The sequence below is a fragment of the Simiduia curdlanivorans genome (assembly GCF_030409605.1).
GTDB classification, from domain to species: Bacteria; Pseudomonadota; Gammaproteobacteria; order Pseudomonadales; family Cellvibrionaceae; genus Simiduia; species Simiduia curdlanivorans.
This window is the reverse complement of sequence record NZ_JAUFQG010000004.1, coordinates 2,405,001-2,419,618: the sequence shown is the minus strand read 5'-3', so window position 1 is coordinate 2,419,618 and position 14,618 is coordinate 2,405,001. Positions and strand designations below refer to the sequence as shown.

The following is a 14,618-nucleotide window of genomic DNA, read 5'->3' as shown; positions in this document are numbered from 1 at the left end:
ATTAGCTGGCAGTTTACCTTTATTTATCGGATGTGTAATAGACGCCGGGTATCCAGCTCTTCTTAATCCGCAAGGTGCGCTCCATGCCCTCGGCCAAATGTTCAATACGGGTAAACTCGTGCAAGCCAACGCTTAACCACTCACCTACCAACAGTGTGCCGGACGCAACTTTCTTGCCCTGATAAAGTACACCATTGGTACTACCCAGATCTTTGAAGTGAAACACGCCATCGCTATCCACCGTGATTTCCGCATGCAAGCTTGAAACAGTGGTATCTTCTAGCACTATATCGTTGTCGCTTTGGCGACCCAGAAGAAGCGCACCCTCCACTTGGTAGTGCGCCACAATCGCGCCATTCAGGCAATGCTGTAAAAACGCCATGTTATCCCTCACGCATAAAAAAGGCCTGGTTACCCAAGCCCTGTCCGTACTATTCCCACTCAATCGTTGCTGGTGGCTTGCTCGAGACATCGTAGGCGACGCGAGAAACACCAGAGATTTCGTTGATAATACGGTTCGATACGGTTTCCAACAACTCATAGGGTAAGTGCGCCCAGCGAGCTGTCATAAAATCGATGGTTTCCACGGCGCGCAGAGCAATCACCCACTCGTAGCGGCGGCCGTCGCCCACCACGCCGACAGACTTGACCGGTAAGAATACCGCGAAAGCCTGTGAGGTTTTGTGATACCAGTCTGCCTTATGCAACTCTTCTAAGAAAATTGCATCGGCTTCGCGCAAAATATCGGCATATTCCTTTTTCACTTCACCCAAAATACGCACACCTAGCCCTGGGCCGGGGAAGGGATGGCGGTAAACCATGTCGTAGGGCAAGCCTAGCTCTAAGCCTATTTTGCGTACTTCGTCTTTAAATAATTCACGCAACGGCTCAACCAGTTCGAAAGCCATGTCATCGGGCAAACCACCAACATTGTGGTGCGACTTAATCACATGGGCCTTGCCGGTTTTACTGGCCGCCGATTCGATCACATCGGGATAGATTGTGCCCTGTGCCAACCACTTGATGCCCTTAAGCTTAGTGGCCTCTTGATCGAACACATCGATAAAGGTATTGCCGATAATCTTGCGTTTTTTCTCAGGATCATTCTCACCGGCTAAGCGCGATAAAAACTGCGCTTCTTCGTTGGCGCGAATCACTTTGACACCCATGTTTTTGGCAAACATGTCCATCACCTGATCGCCTTCGTTCTTGCGCAATAAACCGTTGTCGACGAAAACACAGGTAAGCTGGCTGCCAATGGCCTTGTGCAAGAGTGCGGCAACCACTGAAGAATCTACACCGCCGGATAAACCTAACAACACGTTATCGCTACCCACCTGTTCGCGCACGCGGTTAATCGCGTCTTCAACGATATTGGCCGGTGTCCACAGCGCTTTACAGCCACAGAGCTCTAACACAAAGTGTTCAAATATACGGCGGCCCTGCAGTGTGTGGGTCACCTCGGGATGGAACTGCACGCCAAAAAAGTCCTTTTCTTCGCAGTACATACCGGCGATGGGGCAAGAGGGTGTCGATGCCATCAACTTAAAATTAGCCGGCATGCTGGTGACTTTATCGCCGTGGCTCATCCAGACATCGAGCAAGCCAGCGCCGTCAGCCGCGAGATGATCTTTAATATCGTGCAACAATGCACTTGCACCTTCGACTTTCACTTGGGCATAACCAAATTCGCGCACATCGCTGGTGGACACTTTACCGCCCAGCTGCTCGGCCATGGTTTGCATGCCATAGCAAATACCCAGCACAGGAATACCCAGTTCGAAAACCGCTGCATCCGCCCGGGGCGATTCACCGGCGGTAACAGACTCCGGGCCACCGGATAAAATAATACCCTTGGGATCGAATTCGCGAATCTCGGCTTCGGTCATATCGAAAGCGCGAACTTCCGAATAAACACCAATTTCTCTAATGCGACGGGCAATTAACTGGGTGTATTGAGATCCAAAATCGAGAATCAAAATGCGTTGGGCGTGGATATCTTGGCTCATGAGGGCTCGCAACTTTTTACTAACGAAACTGACATAACGAGAGGTTTTTCACTCCCCCGAAAACAAAAGTGACCGGCCTTGGCCGATCACTGTCTTATCAAGCTTGCAGCTTAACGACCACCGACGGGGTAGTTAGGCGCTTCTTTGGTGATGCTGACATCGTGCACATGGCTCTCGCCCATACCGGCGCTGGTGACGCGCACAAACTCAGGCTTGGTGCGCATGGTCTGCATATCGATCGAGCCCGTGTAACCCATGGCAGAGCGCAACCCGCCCATCATTTGATGCACGATGGCTGACAGCGGGCCCTTGTAGGGTACACGCCCCTCGATACCTTCCGGCACTAACTTTTCGGTGCCCTGGCTGGCGTCTTGAAAGTAGCGATCGGAGGAACCTTGGGTTCTGGCCATTGCACCTAAGGAGCCCATGCCGCGGTAAGACTTGTAAGTGCGGCCCTGATACAACTCAACCTCGCCTGGCGCCTCTTCAGTACCGGCGAACATCGAGCCCATCATTAAACAGTGCGCGCCGGCAACAACGGCTTTGGAGATATCGCCAGAGTAGCGAATACCGCCATCGGCAATAACGGGAATGTCCGTGTCTTTCAAGGCTTCAACTACACCGGCAATAGCAGAAATCTGCGGCACACCAACACCTGTCACGATGCGGGTAGTACAAATAGAACCGGGGCCAATACCCACTTTAACGCCGTCTGCACCAGCTTCAACCAAGGCCAAAGCCGCGGCGCCGGTGGCGATATTACCGCCAATAACTTGGATATCTGGGTATAGGGTTTTGATGCGCTTGACTCTATCCAGCACATTCTTTGAGTGGCCGTGTGCGGTATCGACCACCAGCACATCCACACCCGCTTCAATTAGCGCTTTAACCCGGTCGTCGGTGTCTGGGCTAGTGCCTACCGATGCACCTACGCGCAGGCGGCCGGCTGGGTCTTTACAGGCGCTGGGGAAGTTCTCGGCTTTGCTAATATCTTTCACCGTGATCAAACCGCGCAATTCGAACTTATCGTTCACCACCAGCACTTTTTCGATGCGGTGCTTATGCAAGAGTCCGCGCACGATTTCAGGCGCCTCGCCCTCTTTCACCGTCACCAATTGGTCTTTCGGCGTCATGATAGATGCGACCTTAGCCGCCATGTTGGTTTCGAAGCGCACATCGCGGCCGGTCACGATTCCGACCAGATCACCGTTATCGAGCACGGGCACGCCCGAGATGTTATTGGCGCGGGTTAACGCCACCAGCTCGGCAATAGTGGCATTGCTATCGATGGTAATCGGGTCTTGAACAACACCGGCCTCGAACTTCTTAACTTTGCGCACTTCGAGTGCCTGCTGCTCGATGGACATACTCTTGTGAATAATGCCAATACCACCCTCTTGCGCCATGGCGATCGCTAGGCGAGACTCCGTGACGGTATCCATGGCCGCCGATACCAGCGGGATATTGAGCTGAATACCACGGGTTAATTGGGTCTTGAGCGACACGTCTTTGGCGGTAATATCCGAATAGCCGGGTACCAATAAAACATCGTCGAATGTCAGTGCTTCTTGTGCAATTCGCAACATAGTTTGCAATCAACCTAGTAAATAGAAGGTTTAGAAGGTAAACGGTCGATTATAACGATTTGAACCTATTGGGTAAACTGGACGTCACGCTTTTTCAGCTATTAGGAGGCTATCGCTTGCATATAACAGCCTTATTACAATGGCTAGTGGTGCAGATTACAGCTCGCACCGGCACGGGTGCTTGGGTATAGTCCGTCTTTTGCCGCCATTTGAGTGCCATGAACTCCATCACTGCCGATAAAAAACTCTACACCGTCAGCCAGCTGAACCGGCAGGCAAGGCAGCTACTCGAAACCCATCTTTCACTCCTTTGGGTCGAGGGAGAAATTAGCAATTACACGCGGCCTGCATCGGGGCACAGCTACTTCACTCTAAAGGACAGTGGCGCACAAATTCGCTGTGCCATGTTTAAAAATCGCAGCCTGCACTTACGCATTCAACCTAAAAACGGTGCCAAAGTACTGATTCGCGGGCGCGTCAGCCTGTACGAAGGGCGCGGCGACTATCAACTGATTGCCGAACACATGGAGGACGCCGGCCTAGGCGCCTTACAACGGGCCTTCGAAGAACTTAAAGAGCGCCTCGCACTCGAGGGCTTATTTGACCCGCGTAGAAAAAAGAAAATACCGCTACCGGCCAAGCACATCGCCATTATTACCTCGGGTACCGGTGCCGCACTGAGAGATATTCTCGCGGTATTCAAACGCCGCTGGGCCGGCCAGCCGTTAACCCTGATACCCGTGCCGGTGCAAGGTACCGACGCGGCACCGGCTATCGTCAAAGCTATTGAGATTGCCAATCAACAGGCGCAGTTCGATGTAATTTTGCTCGCCCGCGGCGGCGGCTCGCTGGAAGATTTGTGGAGTTTCAATGAAGAAAGTGTCGCGCGCGCAATTGCGCAGAGCCGACTACCCGTGGTGTGCGGCGTCGGCCATGAAACCGACACCACCATTGCCGATTACTGCGCCGATTTAAGGGCACCCACCCCCTCCGCCGCGGCCGAACTCCTATCGCCCGACGCCAGTGATTGGCTCGAGAGTTTTACCGGTTTTGGTTATCTGCTGGAAGAAGCCATGGAGCGAAAACTCAAACAACTGGCCCAAAGAACAGATTTCTATGCACACAGGCTTAACCGCTGCGAACCCAAGCTGTTACCGGCTGTGCAGCAGGTAAATCGTGCCCAACGTCAGCTGCACTTGGCTTTAAACAACGCCATAAGTCGAGCCCAAGTAAAAGCCGAACATCTCACCAGCCAGCTTCAGCAACTGCACCCGGCGCGTCAACTACAGAGTAAAAAAGTGCATTTCCAACAACTTGAAAAGCGCCTGCACAACAAAAACCCCACACGGCAAATTCATCTAGCACGAGACAGCGTTAGCTTAGCGCTGCAACAATTAAGCGACAGATTGCAACACCACCTCAACGGGCAACAACACAGCTTGCATTTACACATGCAGAGCTTGCACAACCTTAGCCCGCTGCAAACGCTGGAACGTGGCTACGCTTTAATCACCAACGACAAGGCCGAGGTTATTACCAAAGCCTCGCAACTGAAAACTGGCGAAAGAGTGCGCGCGCGTTTACACGAGGGTGAGTTTAGCGCCATTGTCGAGTCGGCAAAAACCTAAAATACTGCCCTAAATACGAATAGACCTTGCAGCCACATTCTGCGCTCTTTAAACTGCTCGCTCTTGTCGGGGCGCCCTGCTACGCACCCTCTTTTAAAACCTTGGTTTAAATGTGGTTTTAAATAGGCTTGTGCAGGGCTGAGATCAGTTCGCTGAACCCGTAGAACCTGATCAGGTTAACACCTGCGTAGGAAACAAGAGATGCCCGCCACTCGACATCTTTGTATTTCTGCGCCCATGTTTAGTTAGCAGGCAGCGCACTTGACACACTTTCAAAACGCTCAACCCCACATTGCTATTTGCGGCGCTGGCCTACTAGGCAGACTGCTCGCCTGGCGCCTGCTCCTCGAGGGCTACAAGGTTTATCTATTTGAAGCCTCAAGCTTCACCGCCTCACGCGCCGCTGCCTTTACCGCTGCCGGCATGATATCGCCGCTGAGTGAACTCGCCGTTAGCGAAAAATGCATCTACGACCTGGGACTAACATCGTTAGCGTTATGGCAGAGTTGGTTACCAGCACTCAATACAAAGCAATCTCTCTTGTCCTGTAATGGCAGCGTCGCTCTAGCCCACCCGCAAGACCACCTAGAGCTGACACAATTTTATCGAGACATAAGCCATAAACTCCAAGGTGAAACCGTAACAGCGCAATGGCTAGACGCCACGCAGTTGCGTGCCCTTGAGCCGCAGCTAAACCAGTTCAACCAAGCCATTTACCTTCCGAGCGAAGCTCATGTTGATAACAGGCAATTGTTGCCGCTGCTATTAACCTCCATTAAAAAGCTCGGCGGTATGTGCGCTGAAAACTGCCCGATCAGTTTTACCGATGGCGCCATTTGCGAGGCATCGACCTTAAATCTCAAGCAACTTAATATTGCCGACAACGTTGATTATTGGATTGACTGTCGCGGCATGGGCGCTAAATTGGCCACCGGCCCGCTGCGTGGCGTACGTGGCGAAGTGCTTTGGGTGGAAACCAAAGAAGTGTCCTTTCAGCGCCCAATTCGGCTAATGCACCCGCGCTACAAACTCTATGCCGTACCTAAACCTAAGCACCAATTCATTATTGGCGCCACGGAAATCGAAAGTGAAGATACGAGCCCCATTAGCCTGCAATCAACGCTGGAACTATCGAGCGCGCTTTACACGCTGCACCCAGCTTTTGCTGAGGCTCGAGTGATTGAAACCGACACCAATCTCCGCCCCGCCTACCCAAACAACCAGCCACAAATAACTCAAACCAATCAAGTGATGAGTATCAACGGCCTATACCGACACGGCTTTCTACTTGCGCCGGCCTTAGTCGCCGAAGCGATACAGCAACTCAAGGCGCGATTTACACCGCCATCAAAGCCCTACCACCACAAGGATAAAAATGCCTTATGCAAGAGTTAATCATTGTGCATCTCAACGGCGATAAAAAGGTAATTGAATCCAATACCCCTGTCAGTACGGCGTTAACAAAGTGGGAACTCAACCAAGGCAAGTTTGCACTAGCGATTAACAATCAGTTTTTACCGCGCTCGCAATACACAAGCTATCAACTCAAACCAAACGATTGTATCGACTTACTCACACCCGTAGCAGGAGGCTAAAATGGAGGTTTCTCAAGGTGCAAGCCAGCTAAAAAACGCCGCCCAATTACAACTCTATGGCGAATCCTTTGCGAGCCGGTTTCTAATAGGCTCAGCACTTTATCCATCGCCCGCTATCATGAGGGATGCCGTGAAAGCCAGCGCTGCAAGCTTAGTCACGCTGAGCTTACGCAGGCAAGATCCGGCCAATCGCTTGGGGCAAAATTTCTGGCAAGAAATTCAATCTTTAGGCTGCCAGCTACTTCCCAACACCGCGGGCTGCAAGAGCGCAGAAGAAGCCATTAACCTAGCGGAAATGTCTCGGGAAATTTTTAACACGGCCTGGATAAAACTCGAAGTTATTGGCGACGACTACAACTTACAGCCAGACCCCTTCGAGCTGCTAAAAGCGGCGAGCGAGCTGATTAAACGCGGCTTCAAGGTTTTGCCCTACAGCACGGACGATCTCATTCTGTGCTTGAGGTTAAGAGATGCCGGCTGCGAGGCGATTATGCCCTGGGGTTCACCCATCGGTACTGGGCTAGGCTTGATGAACGACTATGCATTGCGAACCTTGCGCGAGCGGCTACCCGATACACCACTAATCATTGACGCAGGCCTAGGTGCGCCGTCCGATGCCGCGCAGGCAATGGAATTAGGATTTGATGGCGTGCTTTTAAACACCGCCGTCGCTAAAGCACTCGACCCTGTCGTGATGGCTAGCGCCTTTAAACTGGCGATAGAGTCAGGACGCCTAGCCTATCAAGCGGGGTTAATATTACCCCGTCAAAATGCCAGCCCCTCCACCTCACCTATTGGCCAGCCCTTTTGGCAACACAAGTAAACTTCGGCTAGGCTCGGCTTTGTGGTATAAGGCAGACTCAAATAAGCCGCCTGCCTTAGATTCGAACAAGGAGTCAACCGAACCGATGGATAGCTTAATCATCATTGCCGCCTTTGTGTTCGGCTTTGCCGCACGCCAAATTGGCCAACCGCCCTTAGTAGGCTATCTCATCGCTGGTTTTGGCTTAGGTCTCGCAGGATTTGAATCTTCCACCACCATCGAATTTATCTCCGATACTGGCATATCCTTGATGCTGTTCATTATCGGTTTGAAGCTAGACCTAAAGAGCTTGTTGAAACCCGAGATCTATCGCTCCACCGTTGAACACACCTTATCTTACGGCGCTATTACTTTCGGCTTTGTGCTCTTTATTGGTGCCCTCGGCCTGCCCTTAGTGTCCGATGTGAATTGGCAGCAAGCGGCATTAATCGCCTTTGCTCTCAGCTTCAGCTCTACGGTATGCGCCGTTGCTATGCTCGAAGAAAGGGGCGAGTTTCGCGTCCGCCACGGCCAATTAGCCATTGGTATTCTCATTGTTCAGGATATTGTTGCGGTTTTATTTTTAACCGCTTCCACCGGTAAAATTCCAAGCCTATGGGCGCTGTTGCTACCCCTACTCTTTTTTGCCCGACCGCTTTTCAGTTATGTCATCAAGGCCAGCGGTCACGATGAAATTTTAATTCTCGCTGGCATCATTCTTACCGCGCTGGGCGGCACACTGTTCGAACTGGTCGGCATGAAAGCCGATCTCGGCGCGTTGATTTTCGGTATGCTCATTAGCGGCGACAAAAAGGCCGGCGAGTTAGCAAAAAGCATGATCAGTTTCAAAGATATTTTCCTGATCGGGTTTTTCCTTAATATCGGCCTGGCGGCCGAACCGACACTGATCATGCTGGGCATCGCCTTAGTACTTTGCTTGCTGTTGCCGCTAAAAGCCGCCGCCTTTTTCTTCCTGCTTACCCGCTTCAAAATGCGGGCGCGTACAGCCATGCTGGCGAGTTTAGCGCTAACTCAATATAGCGAGTTTGGCTTAATCGTTGCGGCACTGGGCTTAAAACTGGGCTGGCTATCGGAAAGCTGGATGGCAACACTGGCTATTGCGGTATCACTATCATTTGTTCTATCCACACTCGTTAACGGCAGATCACATCAACTCTACGCCAAATACAAAGACGTACTCAAACGTTTCGAAACAGATGTCGATACCGATGATGACCCGCAATGCCCAGCGAAGAACGTCGAGGTTCTTATCGTCGGCATGGGCCGCGTTGGCTCCGGCGCCTATGACACCATCCAAAATCAATACAATTTACGCGTTTGCGGCGTTGATACCGACAAATCAAAAATGGCAGCCCATCAAGCTGCAGGACGACGAGTTATTTACGGCGACGCCGAAGATGCCGACTTCTGGGAAGGCCTACAATCTACCCGTTATAACCTCGTGATGTTCACCATGCCATCACTGTCGGAAATGGTTGATGCTGTAGAACAGCTTCGACATTCTGGATACAAAGGCAAAGTGGCAGCAGTTGCCAAATACGAAGACGAACGCACCGCCATGAAAGCCGCCGGCGCCGATGTGGTTTTCAACTACTACGCAGAAGCAGGCGCTGGTTTTGCAGAGCATACGCTCTCAAACCTTTTAGATGTACTGCCGCAGAAACCGGCAGTGGCGGTTTAGGGGTTAGAGCAGCAATTCGACGTGCTTTAGCGTTGTACCCCGCCACAACCGACGCAGGTTCCTCCCGCACTACGATAAATTTATCGTCGCGTTTTTTAACATGGAACGAGTCGCTAGCATTGATCCCCTTAAACTCCCGCGCCGCGGCCTCCGCCGACTTTTTATCGGCGTATTCTTTGATGCGCGGGTGGATTTCATATAGGTACGCAGATGAATTCCCCTGCAGAACCTTTTGCAGGACGAAATCATAGTTAGGGAACGCTGTGCGCAGTAGTGCGAGAGCGAATGTGGCGCGGGTGCTACGTGTACCTTCCGCCATTTGGAAAGGCTTTCCGTTACCGGAAGGATCGCGCCAGTACTTATTCAGTAGTACTTCGTCGGCATCTTCCGTATCCGGAGGGTCGATTTCTGTGAGTGTTTGCTCTACTTCCTCGGCGTCAATTTCTTCCGCGCGGGTTTCGTCGGCAGCTTCCCCGAAATCCTGCGTATTCCGCGCCACATTCTCTTGCAGCCGAATCCTATAGTTGTGCAGTGTAGCTAGCGCCGCCGGATCTACATTTTGAGCCTTGGCGAATGCTGCTAAGTCTCTGGCGAAGAAATCTCGTTCCGGAGAAGGGGTTCGGAGGAACTGAACTATTCCGGCTGCATTAAGTCCTTCAAAGCTGCGGCTAAGGGCGAGTTTGGATTCCCACTCTCGATTTCCATCTGTATCGCGAGCCCGGTCTTCTCCAACCCCGCTATCAGTTTCTCCCCCTCCTCCTTCGATAATTTTTTGGGCGAAGTATCCTTCTGAGAGTTCTCTTGATCGAGCATTTAGCCTCCGTAAACCTTCGTCATTTGCTTGTTCTGAATCCGCCGCAAAACTGGACGCTACGACCGTCCGGCCTACGCGCGGGTCTTCAGGTAATGTTTGTTTAGCTTCGACTGTCGCCGCCGGCATGTCAACTGCGTCAATAATATCGGCCGTACTTTGTTGCGGTTGTGCGCGTTCCTGGTATTCCGCCTCTTGAGCATTGATACCCGATACCACGTCACCCATGCCGTACTGCGCATCCTCGCGCTCAGTGAGAGCCTGGCGTTCTACTTGCGCTTGTTCAGGGGTTATCACCTCTACCGCATAATTCTCGGGGTAGATCCCCTGCTGCTTCTGGGCCACTTCCTCTGCTTTAGACTGCAAAGAAGGGTTGAGTTGACAGGGTACAGTTTACAGGAAGGGCGGGAGGGCAAACGGCGGAGCGCCTAGCCCGATAGCTCGGGCCCCTGCAAGCTGCAAGCCGGATGGCCGGCCCCTGCAAGCTGCAAGACGGATGGCCGCCCCCTGCAAGCTGCAAGCTGCAAGCTGCAAGCTGCAAGCTGCAAGCTGCAAGCTGCAAGTCAAGATTGTGCTTTTGCTTACACTTAACCACAAACAACAAAGCCCAACCGAGTATTCGATTGGGCTTTTTATTTCTCGTCTTTTAACAGCAAGCGGCGCAGCCGCAATGCACTATTCACGTCACAAACCATCTACTAGCACGCTCTCACATGGGGGCGAAGCGATGCGCTTAGGTTGCGATCAGCAACCTGCATCGCGGAGCGCAGGCAAGCTACGCTTGTCGGCCGGACCGCGTGAGCGGCCCCACAGGTAAAGAGAGGGTGGTGCGGCACTCCGACTTGCCCCATGCGAGAGTAGGACATTGCCCACCCAACTCGCAGACAAAGAAAAACGCCCGACAGGTTTAACCTATCGGGCGTTTTAATTTAGATGCTTGACAATGTCCTACTCTCACATGGGGAAACCCCACACTACCATCGGCGCTAATTCGTTTCACTACTGAGTTCGGGATGGGATCAGGTGGTTCCAAATCGCTATGGTCGTCAAGCAAACTGGTATGGATCGCTGTGTCTTATGTCACTTTCAATAAGCAACGGCATGCGTTATCCAAATAGGGCGGTAAATGTGCTCTGTTGTCTTTCGATAACAAAGTCGTCGTAATAATTCTGTAGATGCTGAGTCTCGCCTTACATAAATCTGATTAACTTGTTGTGTGATCTCTCACGCAATACTTCAGATCGTTCTCAAATCATTTTCTATTTCTAAAAAGTACAACGTCAACACAATCGTTTCTGTTATATGGTCAAGCCTCACGAGCAATTAGTATTGGTTAGCTCAACGCCTCACAGCGCTTCCACACCCAACCTATCAACGTCGTAGTCTTCAACGGCTCTTTAGGGGACTTAAAGTCCCAGGGAGATCTAATCTTGAAGGAGGCTTCCCGCTTAGATGCTTTCAGCGGTTATCCCGTCCGAACGTAGCTACCGGGCAATGCCATTGGCATGACAACCCGAACACCAGAGGTTCGTTCATTCCGGTCCTCTCGTACTAGGAACAACTCTTCTCAAATCTCCAACGCCCACGGCAGATAGGGACCGAACTGTCTCACGACGTTCTAAACCCAGCTCGCGTACCACTTTAAATGGCGAACAGCCATACCCTTGGGACCGGCTTCAGCCCCAGGATGTGATGAGCCGACATCGAGGTGCCAAACACCGCCGTCGATGTGAACTCTTGGGCGGTATCAGCCTGTTATCCCCGGAGTACCTTTTATCCGTTGAGCGATGGCCCTTCCATACAGAACCACCGGATCACTATGACCTACTTTCGTACCTGCTCGACGTGTCAGTCTCGCAGTCAAGCTGGCTTGTGCCATTACACTAACCTCCTGATTTCCGACCAGGATTAGCCAACCTTCGTGCTCCTCCGTTACTCTTTGGGAGGAGACCGCCCCAGTCAAACTGCCCACCATGCACTGTCCGCAATCCCGATAAGGGACCTACGTTAGAACCTCAAACATACCAGGGTGGTATTTCAAGGACGGCTCCATCGAAACTAGCGTCTCGACTTCAAAGCCTCCCACCTATCCTACACAAATAGGTTCAAAGTTCAGTGCAAAGCTACAGTAAAGGTTCACGGGGTCTTTCCGTCTAGCCGCGGGTACACTGCATCTTAACAGCGATTTCAATTTCACTGAGTCTCGGGTGGAGACAGCTCCGCCATCATTACGCCATTCGTGCAGGTCGGAACTTACCCGACAAGGAATTTCGCTACCTTAGGACCGTTATAGTTACGGCCGCCGTTTACTGGGGCTTCGATCAAGAGCTTCGCTTACGCTAACCCCATCAATTAACCTTCCAGCACCGGGCAGGCGTCACACCCTATACGTCCACTTACGTGTTTGCAGAGTGCTGTGTTTTTAATAAACAGTTGCAGCGGACTGGTTACTTCGACCACCGACAGCTTACGGAGTAAATCCTTCACCGTCAGTGGCGTACCTTCTCCCGAAGTTACGGTACTATTTTGCCTAGTTCCTTCACCCGAGTTCTCTCAAGCGCCTTGGTATTCTCTACCTGATCACCTGTGTCGGTTTACAGTACGGTTCTTTGTTACCTGAAGCTTAGAAGCTTTTCTTGGAAGCATGGCATCAACCACTTCGCTCAATAAATTGAGCTCGTCATCAGTTCTCAGCCTTAGGGGACCGGATTTGCCTAATCCCCCAGCCTACAACCTTAAACACGGACAACCAACGCCGTGATGGCCTAGCCTTCTCCGTCCCTCCATCGCAGTAACAAAAAGTGTAGGAATATTAACCTACTTCCCATCGACTACGCGTTTCCGCCTCGCCTTAGGGGCCGACTAACCCTGTCCCGATTAACGTTGGACAGGAAACCTTGATCTTCCGGCGGGGGAGTTTTTCACTCCCCTTGTCGTTACTCATGTCAGCATTCGCACTTCTGATACCTCCAGCATGCTTCTCAACACACCTTCAACAGCTTACAGAACGCTCCCCTACCCCACAGACAAAGTCTGTAGCCACAGCTTCGGTTGCTAATTTAGCCCCGTTACATCTTCCGCGCAGGCCGACTCGACTAGTGAGCTATTACGCTTTCTTTAAAGGGTGGCTGCTTCTAAGCCAACCTCCTAGCTGTCTAAGCCTTCCCACATCGTTTCCCACTTAATTAACATTTGGGACCTTAGCTGGTGGTCTGGGTTGTTTCCCTCTTGACAACGGACGTTAGCACCCGCTGTCTGTCTCCCGGATAGTACTCACTGGTATTCGGAGTTTGCATGGGGTTGGTAAGTCGGGATGACCCCCTAGCCCAAACAGTGCTCTACCCCCAGTGGTATTCGTCCGAGGCTCTACCTAAATAGATTTCGGGGAGAACCAGATATCTCCGAGCTTGATTAGCCTTTCACTCCGATCCACAAGTCATCCCCTAATTTTTCAACATTAGTGGGTTCGGTCCTCCAGTTAGTGTTACCCAACCTTCAACCTGCTCATGGATAGATCGCCCGGTTTCGGGTCTATTGCATGCGACTAAAACGCCCTATTAAGACTCGGTTTCCCTACGGCTCCCCTAAACGGTTAACCTTGCCACATACAATAAGTCGCTGACCCATTATACAAAAGGTACGCAGTCACCCAACAAGTGGGCTCCTACTGCTTGTACGCATACGGTTTCAGGATCTATTTCACTCCCCTCACAGGGGTTCTTTTCGCCTTTCCCTCACGGTACTGGTTCACTATCGGTCAGATGGGAGTATTTAGCCTTGGAGGATGGTCCCCCCATGTTCAAACAGGATATCACGTGTCCCGTCCTACTCGATTTCACAACAAGTGCCTTTTCGTGTACGGGGCTATCACCCTGTATCGCCCAACTTTCCAGAAGGTTCCACTAAAACACAAGTTGCTTAAGGGCTGGTCCCCGTTCGCTCGCCGCTACTAAGGGAATCTCGGTTGATTTCTTTTCCTCCGGGTACTTAGATGTTTCAGTTCCCCGGGTTCGCTTCGTACAGCTATGTATTCACTGTACGATACTGAGCAAAGCTCAGTGGGTTTCCCCATTCGGAAATGTTAGGATCAAAGCATGTTTGCCGGCTCCCCTAACCTTATCGCAGGCTCCTACGTCCTTCATCGCCTCCATCTGCCTAGGCATCCACCGTATGCGCTTAGTCGCTTGACCATATAACACAAGCGACTGTATTGACTATTTTTTAAAAATATCTGATTTTCAAACGATTAATAATTAACGCTTTCACGCCAACTAAAATACTGAAGTCAATTGCAACAACAAATTACGCCAGATTTATGTGCTTGAGACACACTCATCTATATATCAGCAATTATTACAACTTTACATTTACCTTGTTAAAGAGCGGCTGGTGTGAAACCAGAAAGCTAATTTCTTTTTTTCTGTAACCTCAGTGCGGTTACATCAAAAAATTAGGTTTCTGATGTCTTACGTAGTGAATCAAGCA

At 51.3% G+C, this 14,618-nt stretch carries 9 protein-coding genes, 2 rRNA genes and 1 riboswitch; of the genes, 5 read left to right on the top strand and 6 right to left on the bottom strand.

Annotated features, from left to right (window positions below; genetic code table 11):
• Positions 1-19: 19 nt before the first annotated feature.
• The 3 genes from QWY82_RS10705 to guaB form a co-directional block, all read right to left on the bottom strand.
• A complete protein-coding gene (locus QWY82_RS10705; protein ID WP_290262111.1) occupies positions 20-382 on the bottom strand; it encodes an FHA domain-containing protein in 363 nt (120 codons plus the stop codon).
• Positions 383-431: 49 nt separating this feature from the next.
• The gene (gene guaA, locus QWY82_RS10700; protein ID WP_290262108.1) at positions 432-2,009 is read right to left on the bottom strand and encodes a glutamine-hydrolyzing GMP synthase; all 1,578 of its coding nucleotides are present in this window, start codon (positions 2,007-2,009) and stop codon (positions 432-434) included.
• 110 nt (positions 2,010-2,119) lie between these two features.
• The gene (guaB, locus tag QWY82_RS10695) at positions 2,120-3,595 is read right to left on the bottom strand and encodes an IMP dehydrogenase (RefSeq protein ID WP_290262105.1); all 1,476 of its coding nucleotides are present in this window, start codon (positions 3,593-3,595) and stop codon (positions 2,120-2,122) included.
• A 218-nt stretch (positions 3,596-3,813) separates the two neighbouring features.
• On the opposite strand from guaB, the gene xseA reads away from it, so the two are divergent.
• The 5 genes from xseA (at position 3,814) to QWY82_RS10670 (ending at position 9,322) form a co-directional block, all read left to right on the top strand.
• Positions 3,814-5,223 carry an exodeoxyribonuclease VII large subunit gene (xseA, locus tag QWY82_RS10690; protein ID WP_290262102.1) on the top strand — a complete coding sequence of 470 codons (1,410 nt, stop codon included), beginning with the start codon at positions 3,814-3,816 and terminating at the stop codon, positions 5,221-5,223.
• Between the two features lie 57 nt (positions 5,224-5,280).
• Positions 5,281-5,434, top strand: a riboswitch (TPP riboswitch).
• Positions 5,435-5,484: 50 nt separating this feature from the next.
• Complete coding sequence (gene thiO / locus QWY82_RS10685; protein ID WP_290262100.1) at positions 5,485-6,618, top strand: glycine oxidase ThiO; 1,134 nt, start codon at positions 5,485-5,487, stop codon at positions 6,616-6,618.
• The gene (gene thiS / locus QWY82_RS10680) at positions 6,606-6,818 is read left to right on the top strand and encodes a sulfur carrier protein ThiS (RefSeq protein ID WP_290262097.1); all 213 of its coding nucleotides are present in this window, start codon (positions 6,606-6,608) and stop codon (positions 6,816-6,818) included. The genes thiO and thiS overlap by 13 nt, the downstream gene beginning before the upstream one ends.
• A gap of 1 nt (position 6,819) precedes the next feature.
• Positions 6,820-7,641 (top strand): thiazole synthase, encoded by an 822-nt coding sequence (locus QWY82_RS10675; protein ID WP_290262095.1) that lies wholly within the window; start codon positions 6,820-6,822, stop codon positions 7,639-7,641.
• 85 nt (positions 7,642-7,726) lie between these two features.
• On the top strand, positions 7,727-9,322 hold the full coding sequence (locus QWY82_RS10670; RefSeq protein WP_290262093.1) for a cation:proton antiporter family protein: 1,596 nt from the start codon (positions 7,727-7,729) through the stop codon (positions 9,320-9,322).
• Here QWY82_RS10670 and QWY82_RS10665 read toward each other — a convergent pair.
• From QWY82_RS10665 to QWY82_RS10655, 3 genes are all read right to left on the bottom strand, one after another.
• The gene (locus QWY82_RS10665) at positions 9,228-10,478 is read right to left on the bottom strand and encodes a hypothetical protein (protein WP_290262090.1); all 1,251 of its coding nucleotides are present in this window, start codon (positions 10,476-10,478) and stop codon (positions 9,228-9,230) included. The two genes, QWY82_RS10670 and QWY82_RS10665, sit on opposite strands and share 95 nt — an antisense overlap.
• 590 nt (positions 10,479-11,068) lie before the next feature.
• Positions 11,069-11,184 (bottom strand): 5S ribosomal RNA (rrf, locus tag QWY82_RS10660).
• A 251-nt stretch (positions 11,185-11,435) separates the two neighbouring features.
• Positions 11,436-14,323, bottom strand: a 23S ribosomal RNA gene (locus QWY82_RS10655).
• Positions 14,324-14,618 lie beyond the last annotated feature (295 nt).